The following is a 20,602-nucleotide window of genomic DNA, read 5'->3' on the forward strand; positions in this document are numbered from 1 at the left end:
AAGCGCGGCGCAGTGGCGCGACAGAGCAGACAACGAGGGCGCAAGAGATTCAGGAGTCAGGTATGCATTTTGGCTATAGCGAGGAAGACGAATCATTTCGTCGGGAAGTCAGAACGTTTTTCAGTGAGCATGCGCCGGCCGACATTTCACGCCGCTGGCGTGTCGGCGTGCATCCGCCTGCGCGCGATGACATCCGCAGATGGCAGCGCATTCTGTACGAGCGCGGCTGGGGTGCGCCCCATTGGCCCGTCGAACATGGCGGCACCGGCTGGAGCGCGCTTCGCAAGCATATCTTCATGGAAGAGCTGTACAACGCCGATGCCATGGACTATGGGTGGCAGTCGACGCAGATGGTGGCGCCCGTCATCATCGCGTTCGGCTCGGACTGGCAGAGGGAGCGTTTTCTCGGGCCTATTCTGCGTGGCGACGAGTTCTGGTGCCAGGGCTTTTCGGAGCCGAACGCGGGCTCGGATCTGGCTGGACTGAAGACCACGGCCGTGCTCGACGGTGACGAGTACGTGATCAACGGCCAGAAGATCTGGACCAGCGACGCAACGATTGCCGATTGGGGCTTCTTCCTCGTCAAGACCGATACGAGCGTCAAGCCGCAACGAGGCATTTCCTTCCTGCTGGTCAAAATGGACACACCGGGCATCACGGTGCGTCCGATCGTTTCGATCGAGGGCGGCAAGGGCCTGAATGAAGTGTTCCTCGAAAACGTGCGTGTGCCGAAGTCGCATCTCGTGGGCGAGGCCGGCATGGGATGGACCTATGCGAAGTACCTCCTCGAGAAGGAGCGCACGGCGAGCGCGTTCCTGTACTTCAACAAACGCGAGCTGCAGCGCGCGAAAGATATCGCGGAGCAGGAGCGGGAGGACGGCGTGCGGCTCATCGATACACCCGGGTTCGCGCGCAAGGTCGCGGAGGTCGAAGCGGACCTGATGGCGCTCGAATGGTCGGTGCTCCGCATCCTTGCGGAAGAGAAGAGCGAGCGCAATCTCGATGCGGTCGTCTCTGCGCTGAAGATCAGCGGGTCGGAGATGCAACAGCGCGTGACGCAGCTGCAAATGGACGCACTCGGTCCCCGCGCGATGCGTTTCGACGACCACGGCGAGCCGCAGGGTGATCTGGCGGTCGACGAAAATTGGCCGGATTACATGGGCGGCCGCACGTCGGGCTATCTGATCGCTCGCGCCTCCACGATCTATGGCGGCGCGCGCGAAGTGCAGAAGAACATCATTGCCAAGCTGGCTTTTGGACTGTAGCCATGGACTTCAACTTCTCCGAAGAACAATCGATGCTGAAGGACGGCGCAGAGCGCTACGTTCAGCAGGAGTATGGATTCGAGGCGCGCACGCGCATCGCGGCGGGGCAAGAGGGTTTCAGCCGCGAACATTGGCGCGCCTATGCCGAACTTGGCTGGCTCGGGCTGACGATGCCGGAAGACGTCGGCGGTCTCGGGTGCTCGTTCGTCGAAACGGCGATCGTGATGGAGGCGCTCGGCCGCGGTATGGCGCTCGAGCCGGTCGTGCAGACAGCGCTGCTTTGCGCCACGATCATCGAACGAGGCGATGCGCGGCGCCGGCGTGAGACGCTGCTGCCCGCCGTCATCGACGGCACGCTGCTGCTGTCGCTCGCGGACAGCGAAGCGGGAAGCCGGTACAAGCTGGGATGCCACGCGCAAACGCACGCGCTCAAGAGCGCCTCGGGTTACCTGATCAGCGGCGCGAAGACGCTGGTGATCACCGGCGCGTCGGCGGACCAGCTGCTCGTGACCGCGCGAGTCGAAGGCGCGTCGCAAGGCGTGGGCGTTTTTCTTGTCGATCGCCGGGCCGCGGGCGTAACGTGCCGGTCGTACCGCTTGCTCGATGGATCGCGTGCCGCGGATATCGATCTGCACAACGTCGAGCTCAGTGAAGATGCATTGATCGTCGGACCTGAACACTCGCTGCAGGTGCTCACGCAGGCAACGGAACTCGCCAGTCTCGCGAGCGTGGCCGAGAGCCTTGGCATGATGGAAGCCGTGATGGCGATCACCTCGGAGTACATCAAGGGACGCTCGCAGTTCGGCCAGCCGATCGGCAAGTTCCAGGCGTTGCAGCATCGCATGGCTGAGATGTTCGTTGCCACGCAGGAAGCGCGCTCGATGCTGTACTGCGGGATCGCGCACCTGAACGGCCCGGCGGCCGAACGCAGCCGCGTCATCTCGGCGGCCAAAGCCGTTGCCGCGCGCGCCAATCGCTTCGTTTGCGCGCAGGGCATCCAGTTGCACGGTGGCATGGGGCTCACCGAGGAATATCCGGTAGGGCACTACTTCCGCAAGATGACGATGATGGAGAAGATGTTCGGCGATATCGACTTTCATCTCGACCGCGTTGCAGCAGGCGGCCGGACACCGATAACGGCCTGAGACAGGGAGCAGATCATGCAACGCGTGAAGCAAAAGATTGCCATCGTGACCGGGGCCGCATCCGGTATCGGCGCTGCCTGTGCCGCCATGCTCGCGCAGGAGGGCGCCTTGCTCGTCGTGGCGGACCTGAATCTCGAAGGCGCGCAGGAACAGGTTCGTCGTATTAACGAAGCGGGGGGCCACGCGGTCCCGGCGCAGGTCGATATCGGCGACGAAAGTTCGATCGATGCATTGTTCGATCTGACGCTCAAGACTTGGGGCGGGCTCGATATCCTGCATAACAACGCCGCGGCCACATCGCTTTCCAGTACGGTCGATGCGGCAGTCGAGGCACTCGACGTCGGAGTCTGGGACGACACGATGCGCATCAATCTTCGCGGCACCATGCTGGCCTCGCGGTGCGCGCTGCCGCTGATGCGCGCACGAGGCGGCGGTTCGATTATCAATACCTCTTCCGGTGCCGCTCAGGCGGGCGCGCTGGGGTACAGCGCGTACGGTGTCTGCAAGGCCGGTATCGAGGCGCTGACGCGCTACGTCGCCGCGCAGCACGGCAAGGAGGGGATACGCTGCAACGCGATCGCTCCGGGCCTGATCGTCACGCCGGTGACCCAGGCGTACTACGCGGGGGTCACCGGAGAGATGATGCTGAGCCACCATCTCACGCCTCGCCTCGGGCAGCCCGAAGACATTGCACACGCGGTGGTGTATCTCGCTTCGGATGAGGCGGCGTTCGTCACGGGCCAGGTGTTCAACGTCGATGGCGGACTTCTTTCACACCAGCCTTACTATGCCGACGAAATCCGCGCGCGCCCGGCCGCGATGGCCAACGCTACGAAGGGGAAGGCATGACGACGGATTCAGCGCTGCTCGCGCGTATCGAGCGCATCGAGGCGCAGCTCGCCATCCAGCAGTTGCCCGTCCGATACGCGCTCGGGGTCGATTCGCGCGATCTGGACAGCCTGGTGCAACTGTTCGCCGAAGACGTCGATTGCGGCCGATGGGGCGTCGGGCGCGCGGCATTGAAGACGTTCTACGGGTCCGAGCATATTCTGCGTGGCTTTTATCGCAGCATTCACCAGATCTGCGGCCACGTCGTCGATTTCATCGATGCCGACCATGCGACGGGAAGCGTCTATTGTCGCGCGGAGCACGAGGACAACGGAGCGTGGGTGGTGATGGCGATCTGCTACTTCGATCACTATGTGCGGCGCGACGGGCAATGGTGCTTCGAGCGTCGCGACGAACAGCATTGGTATTCGACGGACTGGCTCGCTCGCCCCGGTGCGCCGCGCTTGCAGAACTGGCCCGGCAAGTATGAAGGCGATCGGTATCAGCCGCGTCTTCCGCAAGGATTTCCGACGTGGGCGGCGTTCTGGAGCAACAGCGAACAGCCCGCGATCGACGCGTTGACGAAAGCGCCGTAAGCGCGGTCTCGTCTTCGGCTCCTGGCCCGCCACGTAGCCATTCGTGGGACTGGCGAGGAATGCAAGGAGTGAGGTCCGCGCAAACTTCCGCATCGTGGAGATCGGCGTCGTGCGACAGGCCTTCGTGCTCCTCGCGCTTACGCCGTCAGATCGGGCAGACGCACCACCAGGCCGTCCAGTTCCGGCGTCATGAAGATCTGGCATGTCAGACGGCTGTTTTCGCGCACGTCCATCGCGCAGGTGAGCATGTCGACTTCATAGGATTCCGCCGCTGGCATATGGCTGCTCCAGGCGTCGTCGACATACGCGTGACAGGTTGCGCAGCTGCAGCTGCCGCCGCAATCGCCGAGAATGCCTGGGATCTGATTGTTCACCGCTGTTTGCATGACTGAGTCGCCAACGTTGGCGCTTACGGCGGCCTCGCTGCCGTCCGGCTGGATGAATCGAATGAGCGGCATGGCTTGTGAACCTCATGAAAAATGAATTGGACTAGGGAAGCAGGCTTTTCAACGGGATCGATTCGTTGGCGAGATCGGCGGCGCGGACCGGAATTTTCTCGGCAACGAAACGCTTGGCCAGCACGAATTCGGGTACACGACTGACCGTATCGGCTGCGAGCATGACGCCGTCCTTGAGATAAAACGCCGAGAAAGAGCGGGCTTTGGGATCGCCGCGCAGGACGAACTCGTCGTAGCCGAAGGACAAGCCGACCATCTTGAGCTTCAGATCATATTGGTCGGACCAGAACCACGGCACGCTGTTGTAGACACGCTCCTTGCCGCACAACGACGCAGCGGCGGTGCGGGCCTGCTCCAGCGCGTTAGGGACGGACTCGAGACGCAGGCGGCGCCCAAGGGAAGGGTTGGGGTGGTTGGTGCAATCCCCAACCGCAAAAATGTCCGGGTCGGACGTGCGCGTGTGTTCGTCGACCATGATGCCGTTGTCGACAGCAAGGCCGGCCGCTTGCGCGAGTTCGGTGGCGGGCTCCAGTCCCACGCCGACGATGACGAGATCCGCGGCGACGCGCGTGCCGTCCGCGCAGCACACGGCGGCGACGGCGTCGCCGGATGCGTCGAGTTCGAACCCACTCACGATCGCGTTGGTACGGATGTCGACTCCGGCTTCGCGGTGAACTTCCTCGTAGAACCTGGAAAGCTCGGGAGCCGTGACGCGCGCGAGGACGCGCGGCAACGCCTCGAGCACGGTGACGCGCAAGCCGCGCTTCACGGCTACGGCGGCCACTTCCAGCCCGATATATCCACCGCCGATGATCACGAGGCGCGAGCCGGCATGAAACTGGTTTCGAATGCGCGCGACGTGATCGAGCGTGCGAAGGTAGTGAAAATTCTGCAGCTTCTCGGTCGCTTCGATACCCGGCAACGCGAGGCGCCGCGCGCGGCCGCCGGTGGCCAGAACCAGTTTCGTATAGCTGATTTCGCTGCCGTTGGACAGCGTGACCCGTTTCGCGTCACGGTCGATGCGCTGCGCGCGCGTGTTCGGGATGAACTCGACACGCGCTTTGTCGTACGTCGACAGCGGTTTCAGGTACAGCTGCTCGGCGGTCGATTCGCCCGACAGGAATGCCTTGGAGAGCGGCGGCCGTTGGTAGGGCAAATGCGGTTCTTCTCCTACCATCACGATGCGTCCCGTCCATCCCTGTTCGCGGATCGCGGTCGCGCATTCTCCTGCTGCGTGACCCGCCCCGACGATCAGCGCGATGTTCTCTGCGTCTCCAGCTGTCATGAGGCTAACTCCATCTCGCACGGCCGCAGGCTCGCTGCGGCCACAGTAAGTCTGAATAATGTTCTAAATTGTGAACGACGGTCGCTGCGACTGTCAATGCTCATGAACCCCGTTGGGCCGAGGCGGAGCTGACCATCGCCTCGATGCCGCCAACCGCGAAACGAATCAAATAGGTGCGCATGCGCTCGATATGTGCTGTCGTGAGTGCCTTGGCTCCGGAGCGCGCTTCCTGCGCGTAAAGCTCGTTGAGCACGAGATGAAACACGGACTCGACGAAATGCTGCACCAGTTCGACGGTCTCCCGCGTGACGCGGGGAAGTGCCTTGGCGAAGGCGTCACGGTAGCGCGCGGCCGCAGGCGCGTATTGGTCATAAAACGGCGCCGTGAGATCGGGGCGCTCCAGAAGACAGCCAATCTGGGTTAGCAGGCGCAAGTAATTTCGCCACCCCGGATCGCCGCTCTTCAGATGCGCGAAGGCCGGTGCGGAAAGTGCGGTCACGATTGCTTCGACGCCGGGGCGCTTGTCTTGCAGGGGTGCCAGTTCGGCCTCGAGCGATTCGATGACCTGCCGGCTGATCACCGCGGCGCGACGGCCGATCGCTTGCTGAAACAGCGCGTCTTTGCTGCCGAAGTGGTACCGCGCGAGGCTCAGCTCCATGCCACAGCTCTGCATGATGTCGCGAATCGACGTGCCGAAGTAGCCGTGCATCGCGAACAGCCGCTCGGCCGTATCGAGAATGCGCTCTGGCGTCGTGCTGCGCGCCGTGGCACGCGGCTCATTGTCGGCAGTTGCCCGTCTGCTGGCGGCGTGCGTGGTGCTGGACGGCATGGTTTCCCTTTGATGGCGGGCGCGAGCCAGAAAGCGCGCAACATCCCCTTCCGTGAATGATAAATCGATCTTGCACACTTGTGCAAAATAGAACATAGTTCAACTATTGGTACCTCGCGCAAAAGCAGAGGTGCCTGCAAACAAACGATTGATGGAGACAGGAACCATGGCCGGCGCGCTGCGACTTGAGGACTTCGACGATCCTAAGTTCAACCCCTTTTTCGAGGATTCACTCGCTTACGGTGCCGATGCGGACCCTTATCCACGCATTGCGGAACTGCGGGAAAAGGCTGCGGTTCAGGAAGGCGACTACCGTGTGCTGATGGGCGGCGCGGCGGACCTGACCATGTCCGATGTCGCGCACTATTCCGTATTCGGATACGACGAAGTCTCGAAGGTGCTTGGCGACCCGGCAACGTTTTCAAACAAGTCTTACGAGCGCAATCTCGGCATCAGCTTCGGGCGCAGTATCTCGACGATGGATGCGCCCGAGCACTCGCGCTACCGCCGCATCTTCCAGAAGGCCTTTTTGCCGCACACCGTCGCGGCATGGGGCGATACGCTGGTCGACCCAGTGGTGAGCGAGCTGATGTCGAAGTTCATGGATCGCGGACAGGCGGATCTCGTCAACGAGTTCACGCTTCACTACCCGTTCAACATCATCTATCGGCAACTGGCATTGCCGCCGGAAGACGTAAAGATCTTTCACAAGCTCGCCATCGCACAGACGCTGGTTTCGATCGATGTCGAGCATGGCGTGGAGGCATCGACGAAGCTGGGCACCTATTTCGCGCGGCTCGTCGACGAGCGCCGCAGTCATCCCGGCGACGATCTGGTGAGCTCGCTGGCCACCGCGGAGGTGGACGGCGAGCGGCTACCGGACGAGGTCGTCATTTCGTTTCTTCGCCAGCTGGTGAATGCGGGCGGCGACACGACCTATCGCGCGACCAGCGTACTGTTGCTTGCGTTGCTGCGCGATCCGGTACAGCTCGAAGCGGTGCGCCAGGATCGCACGCTGGTCGCGGCGGCGATCGAAGAGGCTCTGCGCTGGGACGGCCCCGTGCTGATGCAGTCGCGTATGGCGACGCGTGATGTCACGCTCGGCGGTGTCGAGATTCCTGCCGGCGCATTTCTCGACGTGGTGGCGGGCAGCGCCAATCGCGACCCCAGCCGTTTCGCCGATCCGGACAGGTTCGACATCTATCGCAAGGCGGCTCACCGGCACTTTGCATTCGCCTATGGCCCGCACGTGTGCATCGGCCAGCACCTGGCGCGCGTGGAAATGACGCGCGCGCTCAACGCGATTCTCGATCGCCTGCCCAATCTTCGGCTCGATCCGGCCGCGCCAGCTCCACCGATCAACGGGATCATGATGCGGGTTCCGCATTCGATTCCCGTCATCTTTGGCTAACAGGAACAACGCCGGCCTCGCGTGCTATGGATGGGGCTGGCCGACAAGGCACGGACGGTGGAGAACGCATAGATGACCGAGTTTGACTTTATCGTGATTGGCGCGGGTGCGGCGGGTTGCGTGCTAGCCAATCGTCTTTCGGAGAGCGGGCACCATACCGTGCTACTCATCGAGGCAGGTCCGGAAGATCGCAATCCGTTGATCCGGATGCCAAAGGGCTTTGGCAAGCTGCTGGGCGACCCAGCTCATGCCTGGTTCATTCCGGTGCAGCCCGATCACGGCAACGGGCATCGCAACGAAATCTGGCTTCGCGGCAAGATGCTCGGCGGTTCCAGCAGCATCAACGGCATGGTGTATATGCGAGGTCATCCCGAGGACTACGACGGATGGGCCGAACTGGGTGTCGAGGGCTGGAGCTGGCAGAACCTGGCGCCTTGCTTCCGGCGCATCGAAGATCACGCGCTCGGCGCCGACGAGCTGCGTGGAGAGGGCGGCCCGCTGAAACTGTCACCGTACGCGCAGCGCAATCGAATTGGCGAGGCCGTACTCGAAGCGTGCCGGTCGCTCGGCGTGCGGCGCGTGGAAGATATCAACAGGCTCGATCATGAGGGGGTGGCCTATCTGATCTATACGATACGCAACGGTCGTCGGCAAAGCTCGGCCGAAGCCTTTCTGAAGCCTGCGAGGGCGCGCAAGAACCTCACAGTCGCTACCGGCACGCAAGCCGCGCGAATCGTGTTTGACGGCACGCGCGCCGTCGGCGTGCAGTGCGAAAGCGCGGGGCAGCAGATCGCTTACCGTGCGCGTCGCGAGGTGGTGCTCTCGGCGGGCGCGATCGAGTCGCCGCGGCTTTTGCAGTTGTCGGGCGTGGGCGATCCCGGCCATCTGCAGTCGCTTGGCATTCCTGTCGTGGCGGCGAGTCCGGGGGTCGGACGGAACCTGCGCGAGCACTATCTATATATGCTGCAGGCCCGTTTGCGGCACTGGCGTGATTCGCAGAACCGGCAGTTCAGCGGCATGCGCTTATGGCGCAACGCGATGCAGTATCTGCTGTTCCGCCGTGGCGTGATGTCGCTCGGCTCGTACCAGGTGGGCGGCTTCGTCAAGACCGCGGCTGATGCGATGCGTCCCGACGTTCAACTGATGATGGCGCCGTACTCGATGGATTTCGGCGCGGCCGGTTACGCGTTCGAGTCGTTCCCAGGCATGCAGCTCTTCAGCTACCCGCTGCGCCCGCGCAGCGAAGGGCACGTCAGGATCCAGTCCGCGGACCCCCACGTGCCGCCCGAAGTCGTCGCGAACTACCTTGCCGATCCGTACGACCGGCAGATGGCTGTCAACGCATTCCGGTTCATGCGCAGCGTGCTGGCCGCCGAGCCGCTTGCCAGCCTGCTGGCAGGAGAGACACGCCCAGGTCCCGCCGTCCAGACCGATGACGAGATTCTCGACCTCTACCGGCGTGAAGGCCAATCCGGCTATCACGCTTGCGGCACCTGCAAGATGGGATCGGACACGCTTGCCGTGCTCGATTCGCGACTGCGCGTGCGCGGTGTCGAACGCCTGCGCGTGATGGATCTCTCCATAACACCCACGATGATCTCCGGCAACACGAATGGCCCCATGATGGCGATGGCATGGCGCGCCGCCGGCCTGATCCTGGAGGACGCGCGATGAGCCGCCTTGAAGACTACAGCGGGCGCTTTACGAACATCGACTTCGAGCGACGCGACGGTGTTTTGCAAGTGCGCCTGCATACCGATGGCGGCCCGCTCAAGTGGGGCGCGCTCGATCGCAGCATTCACAGCCAGCTAGGCGAGGCGTTCTACCAGATCGCACGCGACCTCGATAATCGCGTAGTCATCCTGACCGGCACCGGCGATTCGTTCTGCGACGCGATGAATGACGCCGAGTTGCCGACGGAGCCGCTTGCGCAAGGCTGGCCGCGCCTGCAGCGCGAAGGGCAGGACCTGCTGATGCAACTGCTGGACATTCCGGTTCCGGTGATCGGCGCGATCAACGGGCCGGCACTCATTCATGCCGAGTTGCTCGTGCTGTCGGATATCGTGCTGGCCTCCAGTCGCGCCCAAATCTCGGACCAGGCGCACTTCGTTCACGGCGTCGTGCCGGCGGACGGCGTGCAGATCGTCTGGCCGATGCTGATTGGCCACAACCGCGCCCGCTACTTTCTTCTCAGCGGCGAGCGCATCACGGCGCAGCGCGCGTGGGAGCTTGGCGTCGTCGGCGAAGTCGTCGCACACGACACCTTGCGCGAACGTGCGTGGCAAATGGCGCACGAACTCGCGGCGAAGCCGATCGAAACGCTGCGATACACGCGCGCGGTCTTCACGCAGCCGTTCAAGCGCCGCATGGTTGACGAACTGGGCTACGGGCTCGCGCTCGAAGGGCTCGCCGGTATTGCCGCGCAGTCCGGCAAGAGGTAGCCCGTCAACGCGAATGTTCACGAATGGGAGACACGATATGACCTTGGTAGTGCAAGCATCAACGGAGCGCAACGCGATCGTTCAGCAGGCGCTCAACCGCGCCACGCGGGAAGGCGGTGAGGTCGGCGTGCAGGTGGCGGCCTATCTGAACGGCAAGCTCATGATCGACGCATGGAGCGGCGTGGCCGATCCGTCCACCGGCCGTCTGGTCGACGGCGAAACGCTGTTCAATGTGTATTCGGTGACGAAGGTGGTTGCAGCAACTGCGTTGCATATCCTGGCCGACCGCGGGCTCATCGAATACGACGCGCCGGTGACGCGCTACTGGCCGGAGTACGGTGCCCACGGCAAGCAGAAAACGACGGTGCGCGATGTGCTGACTCATCGCGCGTGTGTGCCGCAAATGCCCGAAGGCGTCACACCGGAGCTGATGTGTGACTGGCAGTGGATGACCAGCGCCATCGCCAACCTTGAGCCGCTTGCGGAGCCGGGGACGAAGACGCTGTACCTCTCGATGACGTTCGGCTGGATCGTTGGCGAACTGGTGCGGCGCGCCGATCCGAAGAAGCGCTCGCTGGGCCGTTTTGTCCGGGAGGAGATTGCGATGCCACTCGGCATCGACGATCTATGGATCGGCATTCCCGACGAAGTCGAACCGCGCATCGCACGTCTCACCGATGCGATGGTGCCGGTTCCCGCGGAATACCTGCCGCCGCTGTTCCTGCGCTCGATGCCGCAACAGGTCGCATTGGCGCCGCAAGTGTTCGAGCGTCCGGACGTGCGGCGCGCGGAAGTGGCGGGCGTTGGCGGGATCTTCAACGCGCGCAGCGAGGCGCGCTTCTGGGCAATGCTGGCATGCGGCGGCGAGTTGGACGGCGTGAGGATCCTCTCGAAGGAGCTCGTCGCCACGCTGAACACGCCACGCGCCAATAGCGAGGAGCCCGACCCGGTAATGTTCGGCTTTCCGATTCCAATCACGATCGGAGGCTTCTGGTTCGGCGGCAACCATCCGCCGGTGACGGCGGCACGTTCACCGCGCGCTTTGTGCCATCCGGGGCAGGGCAATTCGATCGGCTGGGCGGACCCGGATACCGGGCTCGCCGTCGCGATCTGCCATAACAAGCTCTTCAACCCGGCCACGCCGGAAGAAGATCCGCTGCTTCCGATCGCTGCGGCGATTCGCGACGCACTGGATCTGAAGTGATTGGCACGATGCGCATGGATATCGAGTATTTGCAACAATGGACTGGGCGCACTGAGGAAGTGCGGGACCAGGTCACCTCCACGCCGATGGCGGCTCTCAGCGCCATGCTTGACCACGATGACGCGCTTTCAGCACGTGGCGATGACTTGCCGCCGTTGTGGCACTGGCTTTATTTTCTGCCGGTTCATCGCCAGTCGATGGTGGGGGCGGACGGTCATCCGAAACGCGGCGGCTTTCTGCCGCCGGTCGATTTGCCTCGCCGCATGTGGGCGGGCAGTCAACTCGAGTTTCTACGGCCGCTGAAAGCGGGTAGCGCGATCACGCGTCTTTCATGCATCGAGAGCGTTTCGCACAAGCATGGACGTACCGGCGATCTCGTGTTCGTGAAGGTCAAGCACGAGGTCAGCGACGCTGCTGGCCTTGCGATCGTCGAGCGCCAGGATATCGTGTATCGCGATCATCCGGCTGCCAGCGAAAAGCCTGCAGCATTACAGGCCGCGCCCATCGGCGCTCAATGGGCACGCGAGATCAATCCCGATCCTGTGCTGCTGTTTCGCTACTCGGCGCTTACGTTGAATGGACATCGCATTCACTACGATCGGCCTTACGCGATCGGCGCAGAGGGATACGAGGGACTCGTCGTGCATGGCCCGCTGCTCGCTACGCTACTGATGGACTCGCTCGGATCGGAGTTGCCGGGCGCGCGCGTCGGAGCGTTTTCGTTCCGCGCGATCAAACCGGTGGTAGACACTTCGCCTTTCTATGTTTGCGGAAAGCAACACGAATCGGACCAAAGCAAGGTGAGCTTGTGGATCGCCGGCAGCGACGGATCGTTGCGCATGGAAGCCACGGCTATTCTGGTCTGATCGTCGAGCCGGTCCGCTGGCGGGGTCGCCATAGCCGGACCGGACGCTGAATGGGAGACTTTATGCGTTCGTTTCTTTTTGTGCCGGGCAGCAAGCCCGAACGATTCGCCAAGGCGCTCGCGGCAGGCGCCGATGCGGTGATCGTGGACCTCGAGGACGCTGTTGCAGATGCGGACAAAGCGTCGGCGCGTGCATATGTTGCCGACGCGGTACGTACATTTCTGGCATCGACGGTTCGGGTACTTTTGCGCATCAATGGCGCGGGGACGCAGTGGTTCCAGCGGGACCTCTCGCTCGCAGCGTTCGATGGTATCGATGGCGTGGTGTTGCCCAAGGCGGAGAATCCGGCTGCTCTGACCGCTGTCGCGGCGGCAACGGCAAAACCCATATTGCCGATCATCGAATCTGCCGAGGGCGTCTGGAACGCACTGGACGTGGCGCGCATGCCCGGCGTCGAGCGACTCATATTCGGCTCGGTTGACTTCGAGCTCGATGTGGATTGTGACGGTTCATGGGACGCGCTGCTGCTCGCGCGTTCGCGTATTGTGCTGGCCTCCCGCGTAGCGGGCATTCAGTCTCCCGTGGATGGCGTTAGCGTGGCAATCGATGACGAACGACAACTCGCGCACGACTCGTCGAAGGCGCGATCGCTGGGCTTTGGCGGGAAGCTATGTATTCATCCGCGCCAGGTTGCAGCGCTCAATGCGGCGTTCAGCCCGAGCGCGAATGAAATTGCCAAGGCGCGGCGAATCGTCGACGCGTATGAGCGGGCAGAAGGCGGGGCGGTGTCAGTAGATGGACGGATGGTGGACTTGCCGGTATTGCTCAAGGCAAGACGCATCGTTGGCTTGTCGGAAAGCGTGCGAGGTTCAGAGGAAGGGTGAGTGGTGTGACGGGTGAGCGCCGCACCGCCCGCGCCACCACCGCATCATGTGGCACGGGCGTGACACGGTATCGCTTACACCGGATCCCAGGGCGTGAGCGCCATGGACGGCACGTTCGGGAAGAAGCTCGATTCGAACGCCGGCATGACCTGCTCGGCAATCGCTTCAGGCGTCCAGCCGCCGTCGCGATGCAGCGAGCGGATCATGCGGATCTGGTTGAAGAAGTAGATCTCGTTGGCGCGCACGCCGAAGATCTGACCCGAAACCTTTGCGGCCTGGTCGGACGCAAGGTAGACCGCGAGCGGCGCGATCTTGCGCGATTCCATGCGCTTGAGAATTTCGACGCGTGCTTTTTGCTCAGGCGTCTCCGAGGGGATCGAGGCCGTCATCGCGGTCCATGCCCATGGTGCGATGCAGTTCGAGCGCACGTTGAATTTCGCCATGTCGAGGGCAATCGACTTCGACAGACCGACGACCCCCATTTTGGCGGCGGAGTAGTTGGCCTGTCCGATGTTGCCGATCAGACCCGAGGTGGAGGTCATGTGAACGAAGCTGCCGCCGTTTTGTGCCTTGAAATGCGGAGCCGCCGCGCGTGCCACGAAAAACGACCCGTTCAGATGCACGTCGACTACGGCCTTCCACTCGTCGAGGCTCATGTTGAAGAACATGCGGTCACGCACGATGCCGGCGTTGTTGACCACACAGTCGACGCGGCCGAACGTGTCCAGCGCGGCCTGCACGATCTTCTGCGCGGAATCCCATTCGGCGACGCTATCCGTCGAGGCAAGCGCTTGCCCGCCGGCCTCCTTGATTTCTTCGACGACGCGCTCTGCGGCGAACTGGCCGGATTCGGCGTTGCGACCCAGGTCGTTGACGATGACCTTTGCGCCGTTCGCCGCGAATTGCAACGCAAAATCGCGCCCGATGCCGGCACCCGCACCCGTTACCACTACCACCTTGTCCTTGACGAAATCGCTCACTCTTGTCTCCGTTCGATAGGCGTTGATGTAAAAAAGCTCGCTTCGGTATAATATCAAAACTGAACGGCGTTGCATAATATGAACGCTGGCACGTTGATGCAAAGTGTGACGACTCATCCATTCGAAGACGACCAAATGATAGGAGACGCGAGATGAACCCTACGAAAGACTGGACCGTGCCGGACCATGTTCCGCGAGAACTCGTGGTCGATTTCGACTATATGAATCCGCCAGGCGTGCAAGACGATGTTCATATGGCGTGGAAGACGCTGCACACCGGGCCCGATATCGTCTGGTCCCCGTACCATGGCGGCCACTGGATCGCCACGCGCGGCGAAGACATCGAGGCGATGCAGAAGGACCACACCCATTTTTCGCATCGCAGTGTCAACATCCCGCCGCTCAACGAGACGCAGCTCGTGCCGCTCGAGCTTGACCCGCCCGAACATACCGCGTACCGCAACCTGATTACGCCCGCTTTCCTGCCGCAAGCTATCGCCTCGCTGGAAAGCGACGTGCGCAGCCTCGCAATCGAGCTGATGGAAGAAATCGCTCCACGCGGCGAATGCGAGTTCGTCTCGGAGTTCGCGAAGATCCTGCCGATCGTGATTTTCCTGCGTCTTGCCGATCTTCCGTTGAGCGATCGAGGACAATTGCTCGAATGGGCGGAATGGGCCGTGCGCGGCAACGTCGAGCAGCGCAACGAATCCCAGCACCGGCTGATTGGCTATATCTCCACCTGGGTGGAGAAGCGCAAGGCAGAGGCGGGCGGCGATCTCGTCAGCCTCATCGCCAACGCGCAGATCGACGGCAAGCCGATCAGCCCCGAGCGGATGTTCGGGATGTTTATCGTCGTGCTGTTTGGCGGCCTCGATACCGTCGCGTCGATGATGGGTTTCATCGCGCGCTTTCTGGCGGAGAATCCGGCGCACCGGAGGCAACTGATCGAGAATCCCGATCTGATGGTGTCGTCGGTCGATGAGATGATTCGTCGCTTTGGCGTGGCGAACACCGCGCGGCTCATCACGCAGGACATGGAATACAATGGCATCCAGTTCAAAAAGGGTGACCAGATTCAATTGCCAAACTCCCTGTTTGGCCTCGACGAGCGCAAGTTCGGCGATCCGCTCGCTGTCGATCTGACGCGCAAGCCAGTGCTGCACGCCGCGTTCGGCAACGGCCCGCATCGCTGCCCGGGGTCGTTCCTTGCGCGTACGGAGATCAAGGTTTTCCTCCAGGAGTGGCTCAAACGCATTCCCGATTTTCGCATTCGCGAGGGCGACAAGCCCCGATGCGGCTCGGGCTCCGTCAACGGCATGCTCTATCTGCCGCTCGTCTGGGACGTAGCGCCCTGAAGTATCCCCACCCTCAACGACTCATCGACGATCATGAAAAAGTGGCAATGCATTTTTTGCGGTTTTTACTACGACGAAGCAGCGGGACTTCCCGCGGAGGGCATCGCGCCTGGCACTCGCTGGGAAGACATCCCGGATGACTGGGCATGCCCCGAGTGCGGTGCGACCAAGGCCGACTTCGTGATGTTCGAAGTGGAGGCCTGAGCGCGGGCGCGCGCACGGCGCAAGGCGGTGCGCTTCATCGCTCAGGATCAGGCGCGCTCGAACACGGCGGCAATACCCTGGCCACCGCCGATGCACATGGTCTCGAGTGCATAACGTCCTTTCCGGCGCGTCAACTCGTGCAACAGCGTTGTCATGATGCGCACGCCCGTTGCGCCAATCGGGTGGCCCAGCGATATGCCAGCGCCGTTCACGTTGAGCCGGTCGGTATCGTGCCAATTCCAGCCTTTGAGGACTGCCAGCACCTGACACGCGAATGCTTCGTTTACTTCGACAAGATCCATCTGCTCGAGCGTAAGCCCGATGCGCGTCATCAGCTTCTGCACTGCGGGCACGGGCCCAATGCCCATGCGTGATGGCTCGCATCCGGCTGCGGCCCAGCCGGTCAGCCAGGCCATGGGTTCGAGTCCGAGCGCTTCGAGGCGGTCTTCCGCGACGACGAGGCAAGCGGCAGCGGCATCGTTTTGCTGGCTGGAGTTGCCTGCGGTGACTGTGCCGCCCGGCATCAACGCGCGAAGCTTGCCGAGGCTTTCCATGCTGGCGTCGGCGCGGAATCCTTCATCTTTGGAAAACAGAAGCGGCTGGCCTTTTTTCTGAGGAACGCTGACCGCCACGACCTCTTCGGCCATATGGCCGGACTCCCATGCGGCGGCCGCGCGCTGATGGCTGCGCAGCGCGAACTCGTCGGCGGCCTCGCGGCTGATGCCATAGTCGGTGGCCAGATTTTCCGCGGTCTCGATCATGCCGGAGATAAAGCCGAAGCGCGATTCCGGCTGTGAGCGCTCGCGGCCCCGCGCGAGCCGGTCGTGAAACTGGACGGAGCCCGACCGTGCGCCCCAGCGCATGTCCGTGCTGTAGTACTCGATATTGCTCATGCTTTCCACGCCGCCGGCCAACACCACGTCGGCGGCGCCGGTCTGCACCATCATCGCGGCGGTGACGAGCGCCTGCAGGCCGCCGCCGCAACGTCGGTCAAGCTGCATGCCCGGCACCTCCACGGGCAGGCCCGCCTGCAGCGCAATCCAGCGGCCCACGCAAGGTGTTTCGCTGTTTGCGTACGCTTGCGCGAAGACGACGTCGTCGATGCGAGCGGGATCGAGTCCTGCGCGCCGGATCGTTTCATTCGCAACGAGCGCGCCGAGATCTTCGACGCAAACGCCGCGCAGGCTACCGCCAAAGGTGCCGACGGGCGTTCGTACAGGGGAGACAATTGCCGCGCGTTTCATCGGACGTTTCCTTGCAAAGTTTGAAAGTTCTGATTCGGGTGCGGTTGCAATCAGCCGACGAGCCTCGCGCTTCCTAAGCGATTGGAAGGCGGGACGCCCGCCATCTGATCGAGAGCGCTGCGATGGTCCGGATGGGCGATTGCCAGCATGCGTTCGCGCCTTTGGCGCAGCGTCAGGCCGCGCAGATCGGCCACGCCGTATTCGGTCACCACGATGGCGGCGTCGCTGCGCGGCGTGCTGACCGGTCCGTTCAACGACGCGACGATGCGGGTCGCGGCCTTGCCCGCTGTGGACGGCAATGCGATGACAGGAACGCCGCCACGCGAGCGCCGCGCGCCGCGCAGGAAATCCAGTGCGCCGCCCACCGCGCCCACATACACGCCACCGGCAATTTCGGCGTTGATCTGGCCACTCAGATCGACCTCGACCGCCGAGTTGATGGCGACGAACCGGTCGATGCTTGCGAGCACGTTCGGATCATGCGTGTAGCGGGTCGAACGAAACTGCACGGCGTCGTTTCGATGCGCGAACTCGTGTATGCGGCGACCCCCCATCATCACGCCAGCAATGGTCTTGCCCGTGTCGATGGTCTTGCGCACATTGTTGATCACGCCGCTTTCCATCAGATCGGCGACTTTGTCGCCGATCGTGCCGGAATGGATGCCAAGGTCTCGCCGGTCGCCGAGGCAGGCGAGGATCGCTTCTGGAATCGCGCCGAGACCGAGTTGAATGGTGGCGCCGTCTTCGATCAGACCGGCCGTGTGCCGTGCAATCGCCAGCTCCGTCGGGCTGACGGCGCTGGGCGAACTCTCGGGCAAAGCGCGCGACGTCGGGACCATGAAGTCGAGGTCGTCGTCGCGAAGATATCGCTCGCCGTAAGTCCAGGGTGCCTGTTCGTTGACTTCCGCAATGATGACGCGCGCGCGCTCGAGCGCCGGGATCAGATACTCATGCGCGACGGACAAGCTGTAGCGGCCGTGCGCATCGGGTGGCGCCAACTGCAGTAGCAGGACGTCGATCGATAGCTGACCCGACTCCATCATCTCTGGCAACTGCGAATAATGGCAGGGCAGGATATCAAGCGCGCCAGCCTTGGCCAGTGCGCGATTGGAGCCGCTCCCGCAGTACGAAACGAAATCGATGCAGTCCGCGTGCTCAGGCCGGCACGTGTCGTAGTTGCCGGCGCCGAGAAAGACCCGGAACGCGCCGATGCTGTGCCGCTGCTGAAGTAGAGTGCGCGTGAGCGCAAGGGGCTCTGCGTTCGATTGGCCCCATGCGACGGTATCGCCGGGGCGGATGATGGACGCGAAATCGACGGCGTCCGCCTCTAGCTGTAAGGGCATGGTGTTGTTTGCGTCAGGTGGTGGGTTGCGCAAGGGCCTGGGCTTCATCGTGCTGCCCACGTACCGCGCCTGTCGCGACGAGTTCTGCAATCCTTTCTTCGCTGTAGCCGATGCTCCGCAGCACGAGTTCTGTGTGCTCGCCAAGGTGTGGAACGGCGAGCGGTGGCGACCCAGGCTCCAAACGGAAGTGAATCGGGTTTGCAACGTGGTTGCGTCCGGACGGATCCCTCTGGACCATCCCGCGCTCGTGCGCATGCGGATGGTCGAGCGCTTCGGCGAGCGAGAGCACCGGCGCCACACTGATGTTTCGGCCTTCGAACCAGCAGAGCCATTCATCGAGTGTGTGAGTCAGGAAGATTTGCGTCAGAAACGCCCGGACGCGTATCTGGCCTTCACCGGCTGGGCCGATCGCGTCGGCGACGAGATCCGGACGGCCGAGTGGTGTAAGCAGGTTGGTTGCGAAGCTGTGTTCCCGGCCGCCAAGGCAGAGCCACTTCGAATCGGCGGTCTCATAGGTGTCGAGCAACGCGAGCCCGCTGTCGCCTTCAGTCGGCCCTCGCAATTGGCTGTCCGGCGCGTTGAGCAAGCGGCCGCTCAGATACGGCTGCGATGTGAGCGCCGCATCGAAAAGCGCCATGTCGATGTAGTCGCCGCGCCCCGTTTCCCGCGCGCGCAGCAGCGCCATCAACACGGCGGACAACGCCGTCAATGAACCGGCCAGCGCAGCGAGCGACGGTCCCGTGGCAATTGGGATTCCCCGGCCATCGCGCGGCAGCGTGCCTGCAAGCGATTGAACTACCGGATCGTGTGCGGGCAAATGAGAGAGCGGGCCGGATTGGCCGAATGCGGTAATCGCACAATAAACGACTCCCGGGTTCGTCCGGCTGATCGTGTCGTAGTCGATGCCAAGCCGAGCGGCCACGCCCGGCCTCGACGATTCGATCACGACATCGGCCTCGTTCATCAGCTTGAGGGCGACCTCGCGTGCGTCCGGATGTTTCAGATCGAGCGCGATGCTGCGCTTGCCGCGGTTGATCGCGGCGAAGAACGCGCCGTCGGTGCCGGGTGCGCCGCGGGTGGGGTCGCCGGTGACCGGTTCGATCTTGACGACGTGCGCGCCGTGATCGGCGAGGTTGGCGGCGAGGAATGGACCCGGCATGAATTGCGACAGGTCCACGACGCGAAGGCCGGTCAGTTTCATGCCAGAGCAGCGCTGAAGCCGAGCTGGCGTTGCGCAATCGCGGCGGCTTCCTTCACGATGCGACCGATCAGTTCCGCACAGGTCGGCAAGTCGTGAATGAGGCCGGTCACGATACCGGCGGGGAAGGCGCCGCCTTCCACTTCTCCTGTCACGAATGCGTCCATCCAGCGCTGTGCTTCGGTCAGCGCGTAGAGGTCCGAGCGCGTCACGTTGCCGGCGCGCTCGAGTTCGAGCGCGGCGAGACTCACGCTGTTCCTGACCACCCGGCTTGAATCGCCGATCGAGCGGCCAACCAGCACCGTATCGCGCTCGCTCGCTTCCAGCAGCCGTTGCTTGATCGCAGGGTGGACGGGGGACTCCTGCGTGAGCATGAATCGGGTTCCCATGTTGATGCCGTCCGCGCCGAGCGCGAGAGCCGCCATCAGCCCGCGCCCATCGGCAAAGCCGCCGGACGCGAGAATCGGCACCTTCAGCTTGTCGGCGGCAGCGGGAATCAGGATCAGTCCAGGGATGTCGTCTTCGCCAGGGTGCCCCGCGCATTCGAACCCGTCGATGCTGACGGCGTCCGCGCCAAGCGATTCGGCCTTCACCGCGTGGCGAACCGTCACGCACTTGTGCACGACCTTGACGCCGTGCACCTTGAACTCGGCGATGTATTTCGCCGGATTGCTGCCTGCTGTCTCGACGACCTGGACGCCTTGAGACACGATCGTGCGCACATACGCGTCATAGTCGAGACCGACATTGGCGCCGAGAACGGTCAGGTTGACTCCAAAGGGCTTGTCGGTGAGCGAACGCACCCTGTCGATTTCGCGCGCGAGTGCATCGGCGCTTGCATGGGTGTGCGCGGAGATGAAGCCTAGACCGCCCGCATTGGCCACGGCCGCCGCCAGTTCGGCCCGCGCCACCCAGCGCATGCCGCCTTGAATGATGGGATATTGAATGCCGAGTAATTCAGTAATGCGATTGACATACGGTTTCATCGCGCGCCTGTAGCCTGGATAGGAAGTATGGGTGCCAGAGAAATGCGCGTGACGCGCGTGAACTGGCGGGCTCTGTTCGC

At 63.0% G+C, this 20,602-nt stretch carries 20 protein-coding genes; 12 read left to right on the top strand and 8 right to left on the bottom strand.

Going from position 1 to position 20,602, the window contains the following annotated elements:
- Positions 1 to 62 precede the first annotated feature (62 nt).
- From HDG37_RS18945 to HDG37_RS18960, 4 genes are read left to right on the top strand one after another with little or no spacing between them, the layout of a single operon-like run.
- Complete coding sequence (locus HDG37_RS18945) at positions 63 to 1,265, top strand: acyl-CoA dehydrogenase family protein (RefSeq protein WP_184050267.1); 1,203 nt, start codon at positions 63 to 65, stop codon at positions 1,263 to 1,265.
- Between the two features lie 2 nt (positions 1,266 to 1,267).
- The gene (locus HDG37_RS18950; protein WP_184050269.1) at positions 1,268 to 2,410 is read left to right on the top strand and encodes an acyl-CoA dehydrogenase family protein; all 1,143 of its coding nucleotides are present in this window, start codon (positions 1,268 to 1,270) and stop codon (positions 2,408 to 2,410) included.
- A gap of 15 nt (positions 2,411 to 2,425) precedes the next feature.
- Positions 2,426 to 3,259 carry an SDR family oxidoreductase gene (locus tag HDG37_RS18955; protein ID WP_184050271.1) on the top strand — a complete coding sequence of 278 codons (834 nt, stop codon included), beginning with the start codon at positions 2,426 to 2,428 and terminating at the stop codon, positions 3,257 to 3,259.
- A complete protein-coding gene (locus HDG37_RS18960) occupies positions 3,256 to 3,834 on the top strand; it encodes a nuclear transport factor 2 family protein (RefSeq protein ID WP_184050273.1) in 579 nt (192 codons plus the stop codon). The genes HDG37_RS18955 and HDG37_RS18960 overlap by 4 nt, the downstream gene beginning before the upstream one ends.
- A gap of 137 nt (positions 3,835 to 3,971) precedes the next feature.
- On the opposite strand, the gene HDG37_RS18965 is transcribed toward HDG37_RS18960, so the two are convergent.
- The 3 genes from HDG37_RS18965 to HDG37_RS18975 all read right to left on the bottom strand — a co-directional run bounded on the left by HDG37_RS18965 (position 3,972) and on the right by HDG37_RS18975 (position 6,502).
- Positions 3,972 to 4,292: a 2Fe-2S iron-sulfur cluster-binding protein gene (locus HDG37_RS18965; protein ID WP_184050275.1), complete on the bottom strand. Its 321-nt coding sequence runs from the start codon at positions 4,290 to 4,292 to the stop codon at positions 3,972 to 3,974.
- A 31-nt stretch (positions 4,293 to 4,323) separates the two neighbouring features.
- Positions 4,324 to 5,577, bottom strand: a complete 1,254-nt coding sequence (locus tag HDG37_RS18970; RefSeq protein WP_184050277.1) for an NAD(P)/FAD-dependent oxidoreductase — start codon at positions 5,575 to 5,577, stop codon at positions 4,324 to 4,326.
- Between the two features lie 100 nt (positions 5,578 to 5,677).
- Positions 5,678 to 6,502 carry a TetR/AcrR family transcriptional regulator gene (locus tag HDG37_RS18975; RefSeq protein WP_260334926.1) on the bottom strand — a complete coding sequence of 275 codons (825 nt, stop codon included), beginning with the start codon at positions 6,500 to 6,502 and terminating at the stop codon, positions 5,678 to 5,680.
- Between the two features lie 70 nt (positions 6,503 to 6,572).
- Between HDG37_RS18975 and HDG37_RS18980 the strand changes: the two genes are divergently transcribed.
- From HDG37_RS18980 to HDG37_RS19005, 6 genes are all read left to right on the top strand, one after another.
- Positions 6,573 to 7,817 carry a cytochrome P450 gene (locus HDG37_RS18980; protein ID WP_184050489.1) on the top strand — a complete coding sequence of 415 codons (1,245 nt, stop codon included), beginning with the start codon at positions 6,573 to 6,575 and terminating at the stop codon, positions 7,815 to 7,817.
- 72 nt (positions 7,818 to 7,889) lie between these two features.
- Complete coding sequence (locus tag HDG37_RS18985) at positions 7,890 to 9,491, top strand: GMC family oxidoreductase (protein ID WP_184050279.1); 1,602 nt, start codon at positions 7,890 to 7,892, stop codon at positions 9,489 to 9,491.
- Positions 9,488 to 10,258, top strand: a complete 771-nt coding sequence (locus tag HDG37_RS18990) for an enoyl-CoA hydratase/isomerase family protein (RefSeq protein ID WP_184050281.1) — start codon at positions 9,488 to 9,490, stop codon at positions 10,256 to 10,258. The genes HDG37_RS18985 and HDG37_RS18990 overlap by 4 nt, the downstream gene beginning before the upstream one ends.
- A 37-nt stretch (positions 10,259 to 10,295) precedes the next feature.
- A complete protein-coding gene (locus HDG37_RS18995) occupies positions 10,296 to 11,462 on the top strand; it encodes a serine hydrolase (RefSeq protein WP_184050283.1) in 1,167 nt (388 codons plus the stop codon).
- Between the two features lie 8 nt (positions 11,463 to 11,470).
- Positions 11,471 to 12,328, top strand: coding sequence for a MaoC family dehydratase N-terminal domain-containing protein (locus HDG37_RS19000; protein WP_184050491.1), 858 nt, complete (start codon positions 11,471 to 11,473; stop codon positions 12,326 to 12,328).
- A gap of 62 nt (positions 12,329 to 12,390) precedes the next feature.
- Positions 12,391 to 13,212, top strand: coding sequence for a CoA ester lyase (locus tag HDG37_RS19005; RefSeq protein WP_184050493.1), 822 nt, complete (start codon positions 12,391 to 12,393; stop codon positions 13,210 to 13,212).
- A gap of 74 nt (positions 13,213 to 13,286) precedes the next feature.
- Here the strand turns inward: HDG37_RS19005 and HDG37_RS19010 are convergent, their stop codons facing one another.
- A complete protein-coding gene (locus HDG37_RS19010; RefSeq protein ID WP_184050285.1) occupies positions 13,287 to 14,192 on the bottom strand; it encodes an SDR family NAD(P)-dependent oxidoreductase in 906 nt (301 codons plus the stop codon).
- 152 nt (positions 14,193 to 14,344) lie between these two features.
- On the opposite strand from HDG37_RS19010, the gene HDG37_RS19015 reads away from it, so the two are divergent.
- Both HDG37_RS19015 and HDG37_RS19020 read left to right on the top strand, forming a co-directional pair.
- Positions 14,345 to 15,547 carry a cytochrome P450 gene (locus HDG37_RS19015; RefSeq protein WP_184050287.1) on the top strand — a complete coding sequence of 401 codons (1,203 nt, stop codon included), beginning with the start codon at positions 14,345 to 14,347 and terminating at the stop codon, positions 15,545 to 15,547.
- Between the two features lie 33 nt (positions 15,548 to 15,580).
- On the top strand, positions 15,581 to 15,751 hold the full coding sequence (locus HDG37_RS19020) for a rubredoxin (protein WP_090808851.1): 171 nt from the start codon (positions 15,581 to 15,583) through the stop codon (positions 15,749 to 15,751).
- A gap of 47 nt (positions 15,752 to 15,798) precedes the next feature.
- Here the strand turns inward: HDG37_RS19020 and HDG37_RS19025 are convergent, their stop codons facing one another.
- The 4 genes from HDG37_RS19025 to HDG37_RS19040 are packed head-to-tail and all read right to left on the bottom strand — an operon-like array spanning position 15,799 to position 20,522.
- The gene (locus tag HDG37_RS19025; RefSeq protein ID WP_184050289.1) at positions 15,799 to 16,995 is read right to left on the bottom strand and encodes an acetyl-CoA C-acetyltransferase; all 1,197 of its coding nucleotides are present in this window, start codon (positions 16,993 to 16,995) and stop codon (positions 15,799 to 15,801) included.
- A gap of 50 nt (positions 16,996 to 17,045) precedes the next feature.
- Complete coding sequence (locus tag HDG37_RS19030) at positions 17,046 to 18,338, bottom strand: acetyl-CoA hydrolase/transferase family protein (RefSeq protein ID WP_184050291.1); 1,293 nt, start codon at positions 18,336 to 18,338, stop codon at positions 17,046 to 17,048.
- A 13-nt stretch (positions 18,339 to 18,351) separates the two neighbouring features.
- Positions 18,352 to 19,539, bottom strand: coding sequence for a CaiB/BaiF CoA-transferase family protein (locus tag HDG37_RS19035; RefSeq protein ID WP_184050293.1), 1,188 nt, complete (start codon positions 19,537 to 19,539; stop codon positions 18,352 to 18,354).
- Entirely contained in the window at positions 19,536 to 20,522 is a 987-nt protein-coding gene (locus tag HDG37_RS19040; protein ID WP_184050302.1) for a nitronate monooxygenase family protein, read from the bottom strand. Before HDG37_RS19040 ends, HDG37_RS19035 begins: the two co-directional genes overlap by 4 nt.
- Between the last annotated feature and the right edge of the window lie 80 nt (positions 20,523 to 20,602).

It is taken from the genome of Paraburkholderia sp. MM5384-R2 (genome assembly GCF_014201025.1).
In the GTDB taxonomy this organism is placed as follows: domain Bacteria; phylum Pseudomonadota; class Gammaproteobacteria; order Burkholderiales; family Burkholderiaceae; genus Paraburkholderia; species Paraburkholderia tuberum.